The sequence below is a fragment of the Cryobacterium sp. PH31-O1 genome, from assembly GCF_030063455.1.
Classification (GTDB): domain Bacteria; phylum Actinomycetota; class Actinomycetes; order Actinomycetales; family Microbacteriaceae; genus Cryobacterium.
In genome coordinates this window covers 824,224-841,497 of record NZ_JASITB010000001.1, presented here as the reverse complement: position 1 = coordinate 841,497, position 17,274 = coordinate 824,224, and the positions used below count along the sequence as shown (strand labels likewise).

The following is a 17,274-nucleotide window of genomic DNA, read 5'->3' as shown; positions in this document are numbered from 1 at the left end:
GATGCTTTCTACAAGTTGTAGAAATTAGGGACTTTAGTCCTACCGCACCAACCCGAGTTCGACGAGGACCGGTCCAGTCGATTTTCCGTGCGGGAGTTTCGAGATAACGAGGCCGTCGAGCTCGCGGTAGAACGCCTCTCGGGCGCGGCGCAGACTGCCGCGCAGGCCGCATCCGCTCAGCAGGGGGCAGGGGCCGTTGGGGGACTCGCAGGCGGCGAGGTCGGTGCGGGTGTCGAGCTGGCGCAGCAGGGCACCGACGGTGACGGCGCGGCCGAGCGCGCTGATGCGCACGCCGCCGCTCCGCCCCCGAATGGCCTCGATCAGGCCGAGCTCGCGCAGGCGCAACAACGCCTTGCTCACGTGGTTGTAGGGCGTGCCTACCTCGGCGGCGACCACCCGCGAGGTCAAAGTCACGCTCTCCGGGGCCGCACACAGCAGCATGACGACCCGCAGGCAGACGTCGGAAAAAGCGTTGATCCTCATGCCTCCACTGTAGGCGCGCCCATTGCACCCCAGATATAGGTGAGAATGGGGCAAGTGAACACTGATTCGGAGACGCTGTTTGAGGTAATCCGCTTCGTGGACCTGGCCGGTGTGCTCGCCAACGCCATTCTCGGTGGGGTCGCCGCCCGCACCGCCCGCCTCGACATCGTCGGCTTCGTGGTGCTCGCCATTATGAGCGGCCTCGGTGGCGGTATGATTCGCGACACCCTGCTGCAACAGGGCAGCCCCGCCGCGCTGCTCGACCCCGCCTACTTGATCTGCGCCATCCTCGGCGGGGTTATCGCCTACTTCGTCACCTTCAACGGCCGCTGGACCCGGCGTGTGCTGCTGCTCCTCGACGCGCTCGCCGTGGGCTGCTGGTCGGCGGTGGGCGCGCAAAAAGCCCTGGATGCCGGCCTCGGCTGGCTGCCCGCCATTCTGCTGGGCATGATCACCGCGGTCGGCGGCGGCATGGTGCGCGACATTATGCTGCTCAAGGTGCCCACCATCTTCGGCGGCAATACCCTTTACGCCACGAGCGCGCTGCTCGCGAGTACCGAGATGGTCATTCTGAGCCAGCTCGGGTTCGTGGCCATCGGCACCGGTGTGGCCATTCTCAGCGGTGCGGGGCTGTCGCTTCTGGCCAAACGCTACGGCTGGATTCTGCCGACCGGCTACGCGCTGCGCATTCCCAAACCGATCCTGCTGCTGAACCCGCGGGCCTGGCGACAGCGCCGCCTCGATGCGCGCAACGCCCGCAACGGCATCAATCCCGACATGCCGGGTCAGTGAACCGTCGGTCGAAACCGAACGTAAACCCGAGTGACGCCCCGGTCGTTCGCTACAGCAGAATGCTGTTGCTGATAAATTTCTCAGCGCTTTCCTGCATGGACTCGTTGTGGGAGCGTGCGTAGGCGCGCAGCAGGTTGAAGGCGTCGTTCATGTTGACCTGACTGCGCTGGGCGATGACGCCTTTGGCCTGTTCGATGAGAACCCGGCTGTTGAGAGCCCTCTGCAACTGGTCGTTCACGACCGCTTTCTCTCGTGCCGTTCGCTCGTGCAGAATGCTGATGGTCGCGACATCGGCGAGGGCCTGGCCGATTGCAGCGTCCTCCGCGGTCAAACTCCCGGTGGTGCTGCGGAACAGGTTGAGGGCGCCGATGGTGTTGGGGCGAAAGCGCATCGGAATAGCGTGCACTGACCTAAACCCCTGACCTAGAGCCGCCTGCTGAAAATCCGGATACCGAGCACCCTCCGCTGACGCGATATCGTCGATTGTCACCACGACGCCGGTATGGAAAGCGTCAACGCACGGGCCTACCCCGGCTTTGGTCTGCAGGGCCTCTACGAATTGGCTCTCTTCGCTGGTCGACACGAGAACCTGCAGAATGCCGTCCTGGTCGGCGAGGAGAAGCCCGGCTGCTTCTGCGTCGAGCAGCAGAACTGACTGCTCCACCAAGGTGTGCAGAACGTCTAAAACGTCATACTCGCCCACCAGGGCGTCCGCTAATCTGACGAAGGCTTCACTCACCAGCAAAGCCCGACTAATGGTTTTCATCCGAGGATCATAGACCCGAATCCGAGATCGTTATATCCCCATCCGTTGGGAAAGAGAAAACTCACAGCGGCACTGATTTCGAGACGCTATTTCGTTCAACGGATGCCCGGCTACGCGGGATTCACGACGGCCAGCGTCGCCGCGTGCAACAGGCCGTTTGTGGCCAGGGCGCTGCCGTGCCATGGCCCGGGCTGGCCGTCGATCGAGGTGAACACTCCGCCGGCCTCCTGCACGATGGGGGCGAGCGCCGCCATGTCGTAGGGCTGCAGATCGAATTCTCCCGCGATGTCCAAGTGGCCCTCGGCCAACAGCATGTACGACCACATATCGCCGTAGGCACGGGTGCGCCAAACCTGCCGGGAGAGATTAACCACCGCGTCGAGGTGCCCGGCCTGGTCCCACTGCTGCAAACTGCCATAGCTGATGGAGGCCTCGGCGAGCGTGTCGACGCCGGAGACAGTGAGGCGCGTCGGGGCGGCATGCGGAGTGCGCTCATCGCTCGACCAGGCGCCAGCGCCAGCGGATGCCCACCAGCGCTTGCCGAGAGCCGGCGCGCTCACCACGCCCACCACCGGAACGCCGTCGACGGCGAGGGCGATGAGGGTGGCCCAGATGGGAATGCCGCGCATGAAGCCGGCGGTACCGTCGATCGGATCGATGATCCACTGGCGCGCCGTCGATCCGGCGGTGCCGAACTCTTCGCCCAGAATTCCGTCATCGGCACGCTGTTCGGCCAGCACGGCGCGAATTGCTCGCTCGACGGCCTGGTCGGCATCCGTTACCGGGGTGCGATCGGGCTTGGTTGTCACGACGAGGTCGAGCGCAGTGAACCGCGCCCGAGAGATCGCGTCGGCCGCGTCAGCCAGCTTCAGGGCGAGATCGAGGTCGTCAGCGAGGGTGTACATTCGAGGCTCAGTCACCCTGTCAAGAATAGTAATAATGGGCATCGCGCCGCGCCACGCTCGGTTTCTCCGCTCGATTGGCGGCGAGCCCATTCAGGGTGTTAGGGTTACACGTTGCCGCGGGTTGTTTCGCGGCGAAATACGCACCTCTAGCTCAATTGGCAGAGCAACTGACTCTTAATCAGTGGGTTCCCGGTTCAAGTCCGGGGGGGTGCACCAGATCCAGCTAAAACACGGCCCGACCAGCGTAAAGACGCGGATCGGGCCGTTTTTGTACTCGCTCACGCGCTCCGCGCTCACGTGCTCCGCGCTCACGTGCTCCGCGCTCACGTGCTCCGCGCTCACGTGCTCCGCGCTCACGTGCTCCGCGCTCCGCGCTCACGTGCTCCGCGCTCCGCGCTCACGTGCTCGGAGGCCACAGCGAGACCCACCTGGGCAAGTCGTCATTGTGACCTGACCTGACCTGACCTGGGCTGAGCGCCTGGACCACCCTCGGGCTGCGACCGCAAGAGCCGGGGCAGCTTGACGCGAGCCTCAGCGCCAGGCGACAGGCACTGCGACCAATGGGCACTAGCGGTAGATCGCGCAACGCTGTTTACTGAAGTTGCTTTATCGGCTTCTCGCTATACCGGTGATTCTCGCGCGGCGCGTCAACGACGGGCACGGGAGCGGGCATCGGGGGCATCGATGGCCGAGATCCCCTCCGGCTTCTGGACCACCCGATTAAGGAGAACAACCGTGAAATCAACCCTGACCGCCGTGCTGATCGCTGTCGCAGCGCTCACCGCGGCACTGGCCCCGTCAGCGTCATACGCTGCCGGCTCTGCCACAACCTCGGCACCCGCCCTGTCGTCAGTGACCCTCAATCTGACCGACGTTGCCGGTGGTACACCGGTTACCGGCACCGTTACCCTGACCTCGGCGGCCGTTTCCGGCGGGTTGGTGGTTGCAATGTCTAGTGATAACACCGCAGCGGCGACCGTTCCCCCCAGCGTCACCGTTCCCGCCGGCGCGACCCGGGCGAGCTTTCCGGTAACGACCCTGGTCGTCACCAACCCCCAGTCCGCGCTCATTATCGGCACAGCCGGAGGTGTCACCGCCTACGCGATCGTCACCGTGCGCACTCAGTTCCAGGCGGCAAACGGCAGCATATCGATCTTGCCGGCCGGCAATGGCAGTGGCCTTATCACCTCGCAACCGGCCGGGATCAACTGCACGGTCACCCTCGGCAGTGGCGCCGGTGCGTGCTCCTCGTTCTTCCCCGCCGGCACAGTCGTCAAGCTCAACACCCAGGCCCGCCCCGGATCGAGATTCCAGGGCTGGCGAGGCACCCCGGGCTGCAGCAACCCGTCGAAAATCAAAGTTTTCGCGGGCACAAATATCACCTGTCAGGGCGGCTTCGCTCTCAAGTAGCCGTTAGCACGCCGGGTTCAGCGCCCGGGGACCGCCGCGGGATGATTCTCGTCATCCGCTGCCCGTAAGTTCGGAGATTTTTGCAACACGCCGCTTCAGCAGGCACGAAATGACGGCGTGTCGCGAGAGTCTCCGAGTTTGCGTGGGGGCGCTCCGCTTGTCGGTCGCTGCGTCTTTGGTGGAGTGCGCTAGACGATCATTGTCAGCAGCAGACGGGACTCATCGAGGGCCTCGACCGTGTGTGGTACTCCAGCCTCGAGGCGCAGCAGGGTGCCGGGCCAGGGATTGCAGGAGCAGCATGTTCGGAGCCTGATTCACCTTGAGCACGTGCCACGCTTCGAAGGTGAGCACGACCACGCGCACCCAGGCTGTGCGGCTAATTTGAGAAGTTGATGAACACGGCTATCTTTGACTAGCGGCTGAATGATTCGGCGGCGTGCTAAGGGGAGGACGTAGTCGTGGATGTGATAGCCGCGGACGGTCCAAAGGGAAGCCTTGAGCTCAGCGACAACGGTCTTCTTCACCTGCGTTGGCTACCCGGCGTCAACATTGAGGTTGACGACGCACGGGTCGCGATGGCGAAGGTCAACGAGCTCTGCCAGCAGGAACAACATCCCATGCTGGTCGATATGGAAGCGGTCGGTTCGGTTAGCCGCCAGGCCAGGGCTGTGTGGTCTATTCCCTGCAGCGCCTCACGCATTGCGCTGTTGGGCACATCGCCTGTCGACCGGGTCTTGGCGAACTTCTTCCTCGGGGTGCATGTTCCGCCGTGCCCGACTCGTTTCTTTACTTCGCGCAGCCAGGCCCTGGACTGGCTGAGCACCGGTGACTGACCTTTCCGGAAGTGCCGCTTGCCGCGATGAGGGCCAACCCACCGGCACATCGAGATGACTGGTGACCGGAGGGCTCAGCACGTGAAGACAGATCGATTCAGGTCGACACCGGCGCCGGCGCTAGTGCTTCAGCCGGGGGCACAGGACCGGATTTTCCGTCGCGGGTTGCCCGATTGAACTCCATGATCTCGGAAAACAGCGGTGAAGACCCGCGCCTCCGGCAGTTGGTGGACGGGATTGTTCGGTTGGCTGCCGGAGACCTGAGCACGCGCATGACACCGTCGGAAAATAGGGATGACATTGATGCTGTCATTGCGGGTGTCAACCTGCTCGCGGAGGAACTCGAACATATTTATTCGGATCTGGAACAGCGGGTTGCCGACCGTACCGCCATGTTGCGGCGAACACAGGCCGAGCTGGAACAGATGGCCAAGACGGATGCCCTCACCGGCCTCGCGAATAGGATTTTGCTCAACGAGCGGATCCAGGAGGCACTCCAAAACAGTACGGCCAGTGGGAAAGCCCCGGCCGTGCTGGTGCTGGACCTGGATTCTTTCAAGGCCATCAATGACACCCTGGGCCATGGCGCCGGTGACGCCGTGCTGGTCGAGGTCGCCACGCGTCTCCTGTCCGCCGTCCGGGCCACCGATACCGTGGCCCGTCTGGGCGGGGACGAATTTGCCGTCGTCATCACCGAGTCCACGCAAAACGAGATCCTGCAAATTGCGCACCGGGCCTCCGAGAAGCTGCAGGACAGCTTGCGTATCGGCTCCGAAACGGTATGGGCGATGGCCAGCATCGGGGTGTGCATTAGTGCCCCGGGAGATTCGGCCGAGTCGCTGATGCGCGATGCGGACATCGCTATGTATCAGGCGAAGGGCCAGGGTCGCAACAACGTGCAGCTTTTCCACCCCGACATGCTCCTTGCTGTCCAGGAACGCTCACGAATAACCGCCGAACTGCGCAATGCTGTTTCCGGAGGCGAACTCGCACTGCAGTACCAGCCGGTGGTCGAATTGGCCTCGGGCAGGGTCACCGGGCTCGAAGCCCTGCTGCGGTGGCATCATCCCGCACGCGGACTCATCATGCCGGACAGCTTCATCCGCATTGCTGAGGAATCCGGCCTGATCCTGGAGCTGGGACGCTGGGTGCTGCATGAAGGAGTCGCCCAGTTGAGGCGCTGGAACGAAACCGCGCCAAACCTCACGGACTTTTGTCTGCACATCAATCTCTCCGCCGCCGAACTGTTTCGCAGCGATCTGCTGGCGGACATCAGGGAAACGCTGGACCGGAACCACGTGGCTCCGCAGCGTTTGGTTTTGGAGATCACCGAGACCGTGTTGATGTCCAGGGGAACGACGGAAGAACAGGTTCTGGGCGGGCTGCGGGACCTGGGCGTGGGGCTGCAAATTGACGACTTCGGCACCGGTTATTCGTCTATCAGCTATCTTCGGTCGCTTCCCGCTGACACGGTGAAGGTTGACCAGTCTCTGATTCAGGACATCGGTTCGGACCCGCAGCAGCAGAAATTCGTTGCCGCGATTCTTCAGCTGATCTCTGCTGCGGGACTGAAGGCGATCGTGGAAGGCATCGAAACCGCCGAGCAAGCGGAGCAGTTGCAGGCGATGGGTTGCCTCTATGGGCAAGGTTACTATTACGGTCGCCCGCAACCGCCAGAGCAGGTACTGGATCGGCTCGAGAGCCTAGCGCAGCGTCGATATAGTTAGGGTATGTCAAAGCTCTGGGACCGGATGTTACTTGTTCCAACGGTAATACGTCTCGCTTCCCGGGCACCGAGGGACCCGGCGGTAGCGTGGGATGGCTACTGGCGCGGAATTCAGACCACCGGTCGTTCGGGAGATGTTCTCTGGGACTCCGGATCCCAGACCGAGTATGCGCAGTACTCCGCCGACGTGGTAGCCCACTTTGATCCCGCCCTTCCTGTGGTCGACGTCGGGTGTGGCAATGGATCTTGCACCCGCTGGCTTGCTGGTCTTTTTCCCCGGGTGCTCGGCATCGATGTTTCCGCCGGTGCGGTCGAGTTGGCGAGGAGGGAAAGTGACGGCCTCCAGAATGTCGACTACATGGTCATGGACGCTGCCGAATTGGGCGCGGGAGCGCAGCTATTGGAACGCATCGGGCCGGCCAACATTTTTGTTCGCGGAGTCTTTCACGTTCTGAAAGCCGACAAGCAGGCCAGCCTGGCCGATAACCTACGAACCGTCATTGGGAGTAGCGGGCGAGTGTTCCTCGCCGAAACGAACTTTCACGGAACCAGCCTCGCCTACATGCAGGAGCTGGGTGCCACGCGGCGAAGCGTTCCACGTCAGTTGCAAAGCGCCCTGGAAAACCTGCCTCGCCCCGGGCGTTTCGGTGCCCAGGAACGGCGCAGCACGTTTTCCGATTCAGAGTGGACGTTGATCACGGATGGACCGATAGACATCGAAGTGGTCCCGATGAACGCCGCCGGTCTGTCCCAACAGGTTCCGGGATACTTCGCAGTTCTGGCCGGCGCCTAAGCGCCTGACGCGAAACCGCCCGCTCGCGCGCACAGCTCGCGCGCACAGGTCGGGCGCACAGCCTTCCTGACCATTGGCTGGTGCTCGCCGTCGTGAACCCCGCGCTCGAATTTTCGCCGTGCTACAGGCCCAGCTCGCGGTCCAGCCGCTCGGAACGGGCCCGGAAGGCGAGAAAGGCCGCGTCGGTGTACCCAAGCAGCCGGCCCAACTCGTCGACAGCGAGGTCGTCGGTTGAACCCATATCGGTCTCACACCAGCGCTTGATCAGCTCGGCGCTGCCGCTCGCCCGAACTGCCGCGCCCATGGCGGCGTTCAGTTCGAGCCGCAGTGATTCGACAGCGGATGCCCCGGAGCTGCTCAGCAGCGGTGCGACGTAGGCATCGAGCGCCTCGGCGACCTGACCGTTGCGCAGCTTCTGCACCACGCCGCTGGCGTCGGATCGGCCGTGCGCGGCATCCGCTAAGCGGTACGGGTGAGACTCCAACAGGCCGGGGGCCAGAACGCGGATGCGGTGCATCTCGATGCGGATGGTCGCCGCAGCGCCCATCTCACCGTGCACCTCATAGGCCAGCTGCTCCGCGCTCCAGCCGCGTTGACGCGAGTTCAGCAGGACGAGAATTTCGGCTCGGCGCAGGGACAGCGCAACTCGTTGCCCGTTCGCCAGCACCACTGCCGGATGATCGCCGAATAGGTTCAGGCAGATCCCGTTGTGCAGTGTTGGTCGGGGGAGCGACGCCGTGGGGCGGTTCGGCCGGGTCAGGGGCGGCACCGCGGGTTCCGGCACCAACGCCGTGCGGCTACGCAGGAGCTCTTCGGCCAGTCGTACCCCGCACTGCACCATGCGCACACTGTCCGCGGTGACGGTGTCGAGGGGGCCAGACACGTTCAAGACCCCAAGAATTTGCCCGGTGTTGGGGTCACGGATGGGTGATGCCGTGCATGCCCACTCATGGTGGGTACGCACCAGGTGTTGGGCGGAGAACAGTTGCGCGGAACGGCCGCTCAGAACGACCTCACTGATCGCGTTCGTGCCAATACCGGCCTCGGACCAGTCGGCACCCTCTACGAATTCCAGACCGTCGGCCTGCCGCAGCGCCGCGGGGCTACCGACCCGCCAGAGCACCTCGCCGTGCGCGTTGGTGAGCACGAGCAGGTGCCGCCCCGAGGCGCTCTCGTCGGCGAGCAACTCGCTGAGGGCCGGCATCACGGCCGCGAGGCGGTGTTCGCGGCGCAGGTGCAGCATGTCCGCGACCTCGTGCAGGTGCGGCGGCAGATGCGTTTCGGGGTCGATGCCTCCAGCCAATGCGCGCTGCCAGGAAGCCCAGAGTGCCGGGTCGACGTTGGGCCGGGCTGCACCGGAGAGCGCTTGGTCATGGGCGTGGCGTAGCAGCGTGGCGTATTCCCGCGGCGACGAGAAGCGCAGGTCGGGCGGCGCGAAGCGCGAACCCACTGGCTGTCCCTGCGACATCCGCTCTCCCTAGGTTGACCCGACGAGTCAGCCGCAGTGGGTGTAACGCCCTTGTAACCCCCGCGGGTCTCTACTTGAACGTGAGGTCACGCCCGAATCAGTATCTGCACACACTAGTGCGCCGTACTGGGAAGACCTCACTCAGCGCCCACAAAGGAGTGAAAATGCCTGAATCTGCAAATGAAATCGTCGACCGGTGGCTGGCCGCGCTGGACAGCGCACTACGGGAGCGCAACATCGATACCGCCCTGGAAATCTTCGAGGAGGACTGTTACTGGCGTGACTTCGTTTCGTTCACCTGGAACCTTAAGACCCTCGAGGGAAAGGAAGACATTCGTCGCATGCTCGAGGCCCAGTTGGAGCACGTGCAACCGTGCGACTGGACCCGCGGCGAGGACGCCACCGGTGATGGCGAGGCTACCGAGGCCTGGGTGACTTTTGAAACCGCACAGGCCCGCGGTTACGCACACCTTCGGTTGCGAAACGGACGCTGCTGGACGCTGCTGACGACCATGCAGGAGCTCAAGGGCTTCGAGGAGAAGAAGGGCACAAACCGCGAGCAGGGGGTCAGCCATGAGATAAAGAAGGGCCGGCTCTCGTGGCTCGAAAAGAAGAACGCCCGTGAGGCGTCGCTCGGCTACGACGAGCAGCCGTATTGCGTCATTGTCGGGGGCGGGCAGGGCGGCATCGGCCTGGCTGCTCGCATGCGCCGGCTCGGGGTGCCCACGATCGTGATCGAGAAGAATGCCAAGCCCGGTGACTCGTGGCGCAATCGCTACAAGTCCCTGCACCTGCACGACCCGGTCTGGTATGACCACATGCCGTATCTGAAGTTTCCCGAGGACTGGCCGGTGTTCGCATCGAAAGACAAGGTCGGTGACTGGTTGGAGCACTACACGCGCATCATGGAGCTCAACTACTGGTCGAGCACGGAATGCACCAAGGCCACCTTCGACGAGGTAACCCAGGAATGGGTGGTTGAGGTTGTGCGTGAGGGCCAGAAGGTGACGTTGCGACCCAAACAGCTGATCTTCGCCCTCGGGGTCTCTGGCTACCCGAACACGCCGACCTTCGACGGCGCCGAAACATTTGCCGGGCAGCAGCACCATTCGTCCAAGCACGAGGGCGGCGGTGACTGGGCCGGCAAGAAGGCTGTCGTGATCGGCTCCAACAACTCGGCCCACGATATCTGTGCCGACCTGTGGGAGCACGGTGCCGAGGTGACGATGGTGCAGAGATCTTCTACGCACATCGCTCGCAGCGAGGCGCTCATGGACCTGGCCCTCGGCGACCTGTATTCCGAGCGGGCCCTGGCCAACGGTGTCACGACCGAAAAAGCCGACCTGCTGTTCGCGTCGCTGCCCTACCGCATTCTGCCCGCCGCCCAGATCCCTGTTTTCGAGAAGATGGCCGAACGCGACGCCGAATTCTATGCCCAGCTCACGGCGGTGGGTTTCGATCTGGATTTTGGTACCGACGGGTCCGGGCTGTTCCTCAAGTACCTGCGCCGCGGCTCCGGCTACTACATCGATGTGGGCGCGTCGCAGCTGCTCATTGACGGCCGCGTGAAGGTGAAGTCGGGCCAACTCGCCCGCATCGACCCACACTCGGTGATCATGGCTGACGGCAGCGAGCTGGAGGCCGACCTGATCGTCTACGCCACCGGCTATGGGTCCATGAACGGATGGCTGGCCGACCTGGTTTCACCCGAGGTCGCCAACCGAGTGGGCCGGTGCTGGGGCTACGGCTCAGACACGCCGAAGGATCCGGGACCGTGGGAGGGGGAGCTGCGTAACATGTGGAAGCCCACCAACGTGGATCAGCTGTGGATTCACGGCGGCAACTTGCATCAGAGCCGGCACTACTCCAACTATCTGGCTCTTCAGATCAAGGCCCGCATGGAAGGCCTCGACACCCCGGTTTTTGAACTGCAGGAGTCCTACCTCACCCGATAGGGGCGTGCCACGGTCGGACGGTCGTCGCGCATCCGCTGGTCGAGCTGATCGAGACCAGGTGCCACCCACGTGTGCACTCGATCTGCTCGACCCAGCAGGCTCTAAAGCCGGAGCTAACCTGACGCACCGTGACGGCCGGAGACTGGGAAAGCCCTGCGTCTCAGGGCGTCAAGCCCAATTCTCCTTGCACAAATACCAGAACTCTGTTTTTGTAGCTCTTGGAGGGGAGTAGTCCCCACGAGACCCATCGTCAATACGGTCGCGACATCGCGGCTCGGTGCGGTTTGGGCCCGGCAACGGGCCGACGAGACCTCCAGAGTTGAAAAGATTCTGGAGTAGTTATGAACGTTCCTGTCTGGGCTTGGTTCGCTGTCATCGGCGTGATTCTGGTTATGCTGGCGGTCGATCTGATCGCACATCGCACCGCGCATGTGATCGGCGTGCGGGAGGCGGCCGGATGGTCGATATTCTGGGTGCTGTCGGGGGTGACCTTCGGCGGAATCGTCTGGTGGCTCTACGGCGCTGAGTTCGGCCAGCAGTACTTTGCCGGCTTCGTGATCGAGAAGTCACTCGCCGTCGACAATGTGTTCATTTGGGCCATCATCTTCGCCGCGTTTGCCGTTCCGCCGCAATTCCAACATCGTGTTCTGTTTTTGGGCGTGCTCGGCGCCCTCGTCTTCCGCGGAATCTTCATCGCCGCTGGAGCCGTGTTGATCAATAACTTCAGTTGGGTGCTCTACATCTTCGGGGCATTCCTGGTGTTCACCGGAATACGCATGCTTCGTCATCGCAACGAGCATTTCAACCCCGAAAAGTCGTGGGCTTTGAAATGGTTTAGAGGCCATATCCCCATGACGGATGCCTTCTACGGCCAGAAGCTCGTCGTTCGAAAAGCGGGAGTGCTGTTGGCCACGCCCCTCCTGGCCGTGCTCGTCTTGGTCGAGGTCACCGACATTATCTTCGCTGTGGACTCGATCCCCGCAATCTTCGCCGTGACGAACGAGGCCTTTTTGGTCTTCACGGCCAACGCGTTCGCGATTCTCGGTCTGAGGGCGATGTACTTCTTGCTCGCTGACCTGATGAACCGCTTCATCTATCTCAAGATAGGCCTGGCGGTATTGCTGGTGTGGGTGGGGGTTAAGATGCTTCTACTGGACGTGTTCTATATCCCTACCACGGTGTCTCTGACGGTCATCGCCGCCATTCTCACGGTGTCGATCGGCGCCAGTTTGTGGGCGACCCGGGGTCAGTCTCGCCAGGCGGTTCACGTTGCCTCTGTCATGCCGTTTCGGATGGCTACCGAGGCGGAACTAGCCGAGGTCGATCGGCCAGGAGCGGCTCGATCGCGCGCAAACCGCTAGCTCGCTGGAGCTGATGCGCCCCAACACCACGTTCGTCGTCATCGGTCATCGCGGGCAATCGAGACTCCACCGTTGGCCGGGCTGACGCATCCGCTGCCAACGGTCTGCTCGGTATGTGACGTGCTGGTATTTTGGGCACAGCGAGGCTCCGGAAAGGAACGCGTTGGGCACGAATCTGCTGCGGCGATGGGTACCGGGGATCGACACGGCGCTCACCTACCGGCGCGCCTGGCTGCTGCCGGATCTGCGTGCGGGACTCGTGCTCACGACACTCCTTATTCCGGTGGGTATCGGCTACGCCCAGGTGGCCGGGCTCCCTCCCTCTGCCGGGCTTTACGCCACGATCATTCCGCTGCTCGCCTACGCCGCCTTCGGGCCTTCGCGCATCCTCGTTCTCGGCCCCGACTCTGCCCTGGCTCCGATCATTGCCGTAGCCATTCTGCCGCTCGCGATGGGCGACGGCACGCGGGCCGTCGCGCTCGCCGGGCTGCTCGCGATCATGGTGGGCGTGATACTTCTGCTTGGCGGTCTTCTGCGCCTTGGATTTGTGACGGACCTACTCTCAAAGCCCATTCGGGTGGGGTATCTGAACGCGCTGGCGCTGCTCGTGATCGTGTCGCAGTTGCCGGCACTTCTCGGATTCTCGGTATCGGCGGATTCCCCGTTCGGCGATGCCGTGGGCATCGTCGACGGGATCGCCCGCGGCAAAGTGGATCTGACCGCGATGCTCATCGGCGTCGGAGCGCTGGCCGTCATCGTGGTGTTGTCGTGGCGCAAGGCCCGAGTGCCGGGTGTGCTGGTCGCCGTCGTGGGATCGACGGCCGTGACGGTCATTCTGGGACTGCAGAACGACCTGCCCGTCGTGGGCGCACTGCCGCATGGGATCCCTACGCCGGCACTCGGCGGCCTGGCCTGGGGAGACGTTGTTGCCCTCATCGTCCCGGCCTTGGGAATAGCCCTCATTGCATTCGCCGATACCGCCGTGATCTCGCGCACGTTTGCCGCGCGACGCGGTGAAAGCGTTAACGGCAGCCAGGAAATGTCTGGCATCGGTGTATCCAACATTGCTGGCGGGCTGCTCGGCGGCTTCCCCATTTCAGCCTCATCCTCACGCACTCCCGTCGCCGAACAGGCCGGGGCGCGCTCCCAACTGACGAACGTGGTCGGGGCGTTGCTCATCGTGGTGTTCATGTTGCTCGCGCCGGGCGTTACGGCGTATCTCCCCTCGGCCGCCATCGCCGCTGTGGTGGTCGTTGCCGCGGCCGGGCTGATCGACGTTCGAGGATTTTTTGCACTCGTGAGAATGAACAGGGTGGATGCGGCACTTTCGCTCGCGGCCTTCATCGGCGTTCTCGCCGTCGGGGTAATCGAGGGAATCGCGGTGGCGATCATCCTGTCACTCGGCGCCTTCGTCGGGCACGCCTGGCGACCGTACCGCGCTGAGCTCGGCCGAGTGCACGGCCGGCGTGGTTACCATGATCTTTCCCGGCATCCGGAGGCCGAACGGCTGCCCGGCATCATAATTGTGCGCTTCGATGCCCCGCTCTTCTTCGCTAACGGCGGTATCTTCGACGAGTTCGTGCGGGCCACCGTCATCGCGGCCGGGGGCGACATCCACACCGTTATTCTCGCGGCTGAGCCCATCACCGAGATCGACACGACGGCGATTGATGAGCTTCTCGAGCTGGACGATTTTCTCGCCTCCCGCGGCACCACCCTCATCTTTGCGGAGATGAAAGGACCGGTGAAAGACAAGCTCCGTGAGTATGGCTTGAGCGACCGGTTTCCCCCGGCGCGGTTCACCGGAACGGTGGGGGCTGCCGTTGACCAGGTGACCGGAACGCTGCGCGGAGACCTCGACGGAACGATCTGGGACGACGAGCCGTGAACGGGAGCTGTACGCATCCTGCTGCCCACTCGGGGCGGAGCAGAAAGCGGCGGGCTAGGTGAACGCCGGAATGATCGAACCGGAGAAGCCCTTCCGCTGCACGTAAGTTCGGAGATTTTCGCAACACGCCGCCTGAGCGGGAACAAAATCACGGAGTGTCGCGAGAACCTCCGAGTTTGCGTGCGGGCGCTGTCCCTCGACGGTGTGCGCACGTTTGCCGCAAGCTGACCGTTTGGTCTGCCCGGTTGGGCGAAAGCGCGCGGCCGTAGTCCTCCGGGGGCTGGCTTCGGCCCGGCCTCGAGTCGGAGCAGCCTGATTTTTCGCAGCCCGTTCGCCGCGCCGCCCCCGCCGCGCGCTACCCGATCATGGTGAGCATCAGGCGGGACTCCTCAAGGGCCTCAACCGTGTGCGGCAGCCCGGCTTCGAGTCGCAGCAGAGCGCCCGGTGCCAGCTCGTGCACCTTGCTATCGGCCGTAATGCGCAGCCGCCCGGCCAGGGCCTGCATCAGCAAGTCTTTGGGAGCCTGATGCTCCTTGAGCACATGTCCGGCCTCGAAGGTGAGCACAACCACTCGCACGCCCGGGGCGCTGAGCACCTTGGTGTGGTGTGGCCGACCCGGCTCCACGATGGTTCCGGCCATCATGTCGGCAATGAAAGTGATTGGCCCAGTCGCAGTGTCCATGCCCACACACTAGCCCCGCCAGCGGATGCCGTGCGGTAGTGGGGACGTTGAGCACGCGCACTTTCGCATAGCCCACCTTTCGAGCCGGAGATTCCAAACCGCCCTAGACCAAGCGGCGACGGATTCTTCGTACCCGAGTCTCGTGTCGAAGTTAGGCGGCTGAGCGCTGTGCGTGATTGGGGCTAGTCGCGCAGCGCCCTGTTCAGCCCGTGCACCGTGACGTCGCCCACCACTGGGGGGCTAATCGGCGTAGAGACAACCTCGCCGGTGGCCGGGTCGGGCGCTAAGCCGAGCACAGTGCCAAGCACGGCAATAGCGGATGCCGCCGACCAGGCCTGCGGGCGGCAGGCAGCGGGGTAGGGCCCAGCCACGGTGACCGCCGTGGCGGAGTCGCCGGAGTGGAGCTCGGGCATGCGATAGTCAAAGGATTCGGCGGCCGACAGTAGGCCCTCGATGAGCACGCCCGCCTCAGCGCCGAAGCCGTCGCGACCAAGGCCGGCGATGGCGATGGCGGTGTCGTGGGTCCAGACCGAGCCGCCGTGGTAACTCATGGGCCAGAAGCCGTCAGAGTCGGTGGCCATGGTGCGCAGGCCGTAGCCGGAGTTGAGCTCGGGGGAGACGAGCCTCGCAGCGACGAGGGCGGATTCCTCGGCGGAAAGCAGGCCGGTTCCCAGCAGATGACCGATATTGCTGGTCACGGTGTCGACCGCACGCTTGGCGGAGTCCAACGCCACGGCCGGGTAGCGGCCCTGCGGGGAGTCGATCCAGAACGACTGCCGAAACCGGGTTTTGAGCGCCTCGGCCCAGGCCCGCCAGATGTCGCCGCCCTCACGACCGAACGCGTCGAGCAGGTCGGCGCCGCCGATTGCCGCCTGATAGGCGTAGGCCTGCACCTCGCACAGGGCGATCGGACCGTCGGCGAGGCTGCCGTCGCGCCACTGGATGGAATCGCCGGAGTCCTTCCAGCCCTGATTAGCCAGGCCGTGCCCGGTGATGTCGACGTATTCGAGAAACCCGTCGCCGTCGCTGTCGCCGAATTCACGCATCCACTGTAGGGCCGCTTCGAGGTTCGGCAGCAGGGCCTCCACTTCGGCGTCGGCCATGCCCCAGCGGTGGGCGTCGGCGAGCAGGCAGATCCACAGCGGGGTGGCGTCGACGGTGCCGTAGTAGAGCGGCGGCAGCGAAACGCCTTCGCCGGGAATGGAGAACGCGTCGGGGCGCAGCTCGTGCATGATCTTGCCGGGCTGTTCTGCGGTCGCGTTGTTGTTCTCGGTGCCCTGCAGCGCGGCGAGCAGTCGTAGGGTGGAGGCGGCGAGGTCCGTGCCGAGCGGGAGCAGAAAACGGGCGGCCCAGATTGAATCTCGGCCGAACAGGGTGAAAAACCAGGGTGCCCCGGCGGCCAAAAACGGCTCATCCGGCCGATCGGTTGTGGCCATTCGCAGGCCCGAGAGGTCTTCGAGAGCGCGCTGCACCCAGCGACCGAGGCGGGCATCGCCGGATTGCACCGACACTCCCGCCCATTGCGGCAGTCCGGCCGCCGCTTGCACCACGGTTGTGGAGTGATCCACGTCGACGCTCCACTGCACGGTGACACTGCCCCGGGCCGGCACGGTCACCGACCAGTCGCAGTGCACGTCGGCCGCCGCGCTCAGCATGCCGTCGCCGCTCACGCGCACCAGCGCCATTACCGTCGGCGTCGACAAACGGATGCCGTCGGTCATCTCCCGCAGGTCGACGACCGGAACGTCGGGCAGCTCGTTCGACGCAAAAGAGGCCCGCTCGGCAGCACCGGCCAGGCCGGCCTTGACGGTCTGCATGTCAGAGAAGTCGGGGGTCAGGCGCGCCGAGATGGTGGTGTCAATGTCGTGCTGCAGGCCGGAGACAATCGTGATGCTCTCGGTGAGCCGACCCGCTTTCACCGTGCGGGTCACCTGCAGCCGCAGCCTCGGGTCGGCGGTGCGGTCGTCGAGGTGCCGCAGCAGTGCGTTGAACGTGAGCTCGTCGGCACCACGCGGCGCGGCGCCAAGGGGCTCGCCGGCCACGCCTCCCACCAGAAGGCTCCAGCCGGAAAGCACCCGGGTATCGGCGTGGTACAGGCCGTGGATCGGTAGGGTCGTGCCCCCATCAGAGGCTGACCAGGCCTGGGTGGGCGCGGCCAGAACGATGGCGGAATCATGGAGTAACGGCTGAACGGGGTGCAAGGGCATGAGTG

General features: G+C 64.1%; 14 protein-coding genes and 1 tRNA gene. 9 read left to right on the top strand and 6 right to left on the bottom strand.

What is annotated here, in order from left to right:
• Nucleotides 1–39 precede the first annotated feature (39 nt).
• The gene (locus QMK31_RS04020; protein WP_283499629.1) at nt 40–483 is read right to left on the bottom strand and encodes an RrF2 family transcriptional regulator; all 444 of its coding nucleotides are present in this window, start codon (nt 481–483) and stop codon (nt 40–42) included.
• A 54-nt stretch (nt 484–537) separates the two neighbouring features.
• Here QMK31_RS04020 and QMK31_RS04015 point away from each other — a divergent pair, with 54 nt between their 5' ends.
• Nucleotides 538–1,275, top strand: a complete 738-nt coding sequence (locus QMK31_RS04015; RefSeq protein WP_283499628.1) for a trimeric intracellular cation channel family protein — start codon at nt 538–540, stop codon at nt 1,273–1,275.
• Between the two features lie 49 nt (nt 1,276–1,324).
• On the opposite strand, the gene QMK31_RS04010 is transcribed toward QMK31_RS04015, so the two are convergent.
• A complete protein-coding gene (locus QMK31_RS04010; RefSeq protein WP_283499627.1) occupies nt 1,325–2,041 on the bottom strand; it encodes a GAF and ANTAR domain-containing protein in 717 nt (238 codons plus the stop codon).
• A gap of 110 nt (nt 2,042–2,151) precedes the next feature.
• Entirely contained in the window at nt 2,152–2,946 is a 795-nt protein-coding gene (locus QMK31_RS04005) for an inositol monophosphatase family protein (protein WP_283499821.1), read from the bottom strand.
• 140 nt (nt 2,947–3,086) lie between these two features.
• Between QMK31_RS04005 and QMK31_RS04000 the strand changes: the two genes are divergently transcribed.
• The 5 genes from QMK31_RS04000 to QMK31_RS03980 all read left to right on the top strand — a co-directional run bounded on the left by QMK31_RS04000 (nt 3,087) and on the right by QMK31_RS03980 (nt 7,708).
• Nucleotides 3,087–3,162 (top strand) — tRNA-Lys (locus QMK31_RS04000).
• 519 nt (nt 3,163–3,681) lie between these two features.
• Nucleotides 3,682–4,356, top strand: a complete 675-nt coding sequence (locus QMK31_RS03995; protein ID WP_283499626.1) for a hypothetical protein — start codon at nt 3,682–3,684, stop codon at nt 4,354–4,356.
• Nucleotides 4,357–4,814: 458 nt separating this feature from the next.
• The gene (locus QMK31_RS03990; protein ID WP_283499625.1) at nt 4,815–5,189 is read left to right on the top strand and encodes a DUF7793 family protein; all 375 of its coding nucleotides are present in this window, start codon (nt 4,815–4,817) and stop codon (nt 5,187–5,189) included.
• Between the two features lie 182 nt (nt 5,190–5,371).
• Nucleotides 5,372–6,916 carry a putative bifunctional diguanylate cyclase/phosphodiesterase gene (locus tag QMK31_RS03985; RefSeq protein ID WP_283499820.1) on the top strand — a complete coding sequence of 515 codons (1,545 nt, stop codon included), beginning with the start codon at nt 5,372–5,374 and terminating at the stop codon, nt 6,914–6,916.
• Nucleotides 6,917–6,919: 3 nt separating this feature from the next.
• On the top strand, nt 6,920–7,708 hold the full coding sequence (locus QMK31_RS03980) for a class I SAM-dependent methyltransferase (RefSeq protein ID WP_283499624.1): 789 nt from the start codon (nt 6,920–6,922) through the stop codon (nt 7,706–7,708).
• Between the two features lie 121 nt (nt 7,709–7,829).
• Here the strand turns inward: QMK31_RS03980 and QMK31_RS03975 are convergent, their stop codons facing one another.
• Nucleotides 7,830–9,176, bottom strand: coding sequence for a GAF domain-containing protein (locus QMK31_RS03975; protein ID WP_283499623.1), 1,347 nt, complete (start codon nt 9,174–9,176; stop codon nt 7,830–7,832).
• 164 nt (nt 9,177–9,340) lie between these two features.
• Between QMK31_RS03975 and QMK31_RS03970 the strand changes: the two genes are divergently transcribed.
• The 3 genes from QMK31_RS03970 to QMK31_RS03960 all read left to right on the top strand — a co-directional run bounded on the left by QMK31_RS03970 (nt 9,341) and on the right by QMK31_RS03960 (nt 14,380).
• On the top strand, nt 9,341–11,131 hold the full coding sequence (locus QMK31_RS03970; protein WP_283499622.1) for an NAD(P)/FAD-dependent oxidoreductase: 1,791 nt from the start codon (nt 9,341–9,343) through the stop codon (nt 11,129–11,131).
• Between the two features lie 341 nt (nt 11,132–11,472).
• Nucleotides 11,473–12,492, top strand: coding sequence for a TerC family protein (locus QMK31_RS03965; RefSeq protein WP_283499621.1), 1,020 nt, complete (start codon nt 11,473–11,475; stop codon nt 12,490–12,492).
• Nucleotides 12,493–12,655: 163 nt separating this feature from the next.
• Nucleotides 12,656–14,380, top strand: a complete 1,725-nt coding sequence (locus QMK31_RS03960; RefSeq protein ID WP_283499620.1) for a SulP family inorganic anion transporter — start codon at nt 12,656–12,658, stop codon at nt 14,378–14,380.
• Between the two features lie 355 nt (nt 14,381–14,735).
• Here the strand turns inward: QMK31_RS03960 and QMK31_RS03955 are convergent, their stop codons facing one another.
• Nucleotides 14,736–15,062 carry a cupin domain-containing protein gene (locus QMK31_RS03955; RefSeq protein ID WP_283499619.1) on the bottom strand — a complete coding sequence of 109 codons (327 nt, stop codon included), beginning with the start codon at nt 15,060–15,062 and terminating at the stop codon, nt 14,736–14,738.
• 182 nt (nt 15,063–15,244) lie between these two features.
• Complete coding sequence (locus tag QMK31_RS03950; protein ID WP_283499618.1) at nt 15,245–17,269, bottom strand: glycogen debranching N-terminal domain-containing protein; 2,025 nt, start codon at nt 17,267–17,269, stop codon at nt 15,245–15,247.
• Nucleotides 17,270–17,274 lie beyond the last annotated feature (5 nt).

Bases quoted from the DNA above. Each gene is read 5' to 3' on its own strand.
- QMK31_RS03970 (WP_283499622.1), top strand. From the start codon at position 9,341: ATGCCTGAATCTGCAAATGAAATCGTCGACCGGTGGCTGGCCGCGCTG.
- QMK31_RS03950 (WP_283499618.1), bottom strand. From the start codon at position 17,269: ATGCCCTTGCACCCCGTTCAGCCGTTACTCCATGATTCCGCCATCGTT.
- QMK31_RS04010 (WP_283499627.1), bottom strand. From the start codon at position 2,041: ATGAAAACCATTAGTCGGGCTTTGCTGGTGAGTGAAGCCTTCGTCAGA.
- QMK31_RS03980 (WP_283499624.1), top strand. From the start codon at position 6,920: ATGTCAAAGCTCTGGGACCGGATGTTACTTGTTCCAACGGTAATACGT.
- QMK31_RS03955 (WP_283499619.1), bottom strand. From the start codon at position 15,062: ATGGACACTGCGACTGGGCCAATCACTTTCATTGCCGACATGATGGCC.
- QMK31_RS04005 (WP_283499821.1), bottom strand. From the start codon at position 2,946: ATGTACACCCTCGCTGACGACCTCGATCTCGCCCTGAAGCTGGCTGAC.
- QMK31_RS03985 (WP_283499820.1), top strand. From the start codon at position 5,372: ATGATCTCGGAAAACAGCGGTGAAGACCCGCGCCTCCGGCAGTTGGTG.
- QMK31_RS03965 (WP_283499621.1), top strand. From the start codon at position 11,473: ATGAACGTTCCTGTCTGGGCTTGGTTCGCTGTCATCGGCGTGATTCTG.
- QMK31_RS03975 (WP_283499623.1), bottom strand. From the start codon at position 9,176: ATGTCGCAGGGACAGCCAGTGGGTTCGCGCTTCGCGCCGCCCGACCTG.
- QMK31_RS04020 (WP_283499629.1), bottom strand. From the start codon at position 483: ATGAGGATCAACGCTTTTTCCGACGTCTGCCTGCGGGTCGTCATGCTG.